The organism is Pseudomonas sp. P5_B2, assembly GCF_056400445.1.
This window is the reverse complement of sequence record NZ_JBFULH010001375.1, coordinates 1-661: the sequence shown is the minus strand read 5'-3', so window position 1 is coordinate 661 and position 661 is coordinate 1. Positions and strand designations below refer to the sequence as shown.

Annotated in this window: 2 protein-coding genes; one reads left to right on the top strand and one right to left on the bottom strand. The window is 50.8% G+C overall.

Translation table 11 applies throughout. From position 1 onward, the window contains the following. A partial coding sequence (locus AC1DRJ_RS31305) for a DUF3459 domain-containing protein (protein WP_477805515.1) occupies positions 1 to 253 on the top strand: 253 nt, incomplete at its 5' end. A gap of 51 nt (positions 254 to 304) precedes the next feature. Here AC1DRJ_RS31305 and AC1DRJ_RS31300 read toward each other — a convergent pair. Continuing rightward, the coding region (locus tag AC1DRJ_RS31300; protein ID WP_477805514.1) for a DUF1206 domain-containing protein at positions 305 to 661 on the bottom strand (357 nt) is incomplete at its 5' end.

Genomic DNA, 661 nt, shown 5'->3' with positions numbered 1-661 from the left:
GCATAGCTCCCATGCTATTGATGCACAAGTTATAGGGGACAAAGCTGTCTCGGCGCGTTGGCGAATGGGTGACGGATCAATTCTTCGCATCGACTTGAACCTCGGTGAGGAAGCCGTACCCGTCTCCGAAAAAACCGTTGGAAATATTCTCTTCAAAACGCCAGTTCAGAGAGAAGAGTATTTTTGGCAGACAGTTCTTGACCCTTTTTCAGTCGTTATCAGCCTTGATCAAGGCGGCACTGCGAATTTATGAGGAGGTGAACGCGTGCAAATACCGGCAACGTTTACCAGAATCACGTAACCACTACGATGTCGATACCCCAGGCACATCCATGTTTATTTTGCGCCAAGCGGCTTCGGAAAAGCTGTAAGCCGAAAAGGCGATCAAACCCAGAGCTATCACCATTAAAATCAAAGCTCCGGCTGGCAGTTTCTGGAGAGCATCAAGGGCTTCCTTCATGCCCGGGGGATCCATGGCTTGATAACGGGAGCCACTGATCGCGAGCAGCAGCGCTATCTCAATAAACACCACTCCTCGGGCTATGAGTCCAAACCGAGACACCGGGCGTATATAGCGCATCACGTCTTCGTCAGCCTCAAAGTACTTCTCGAACGACGCCTTCCATCCCTTGATGATGTGAGCAATGCCTACGCCTAGTGG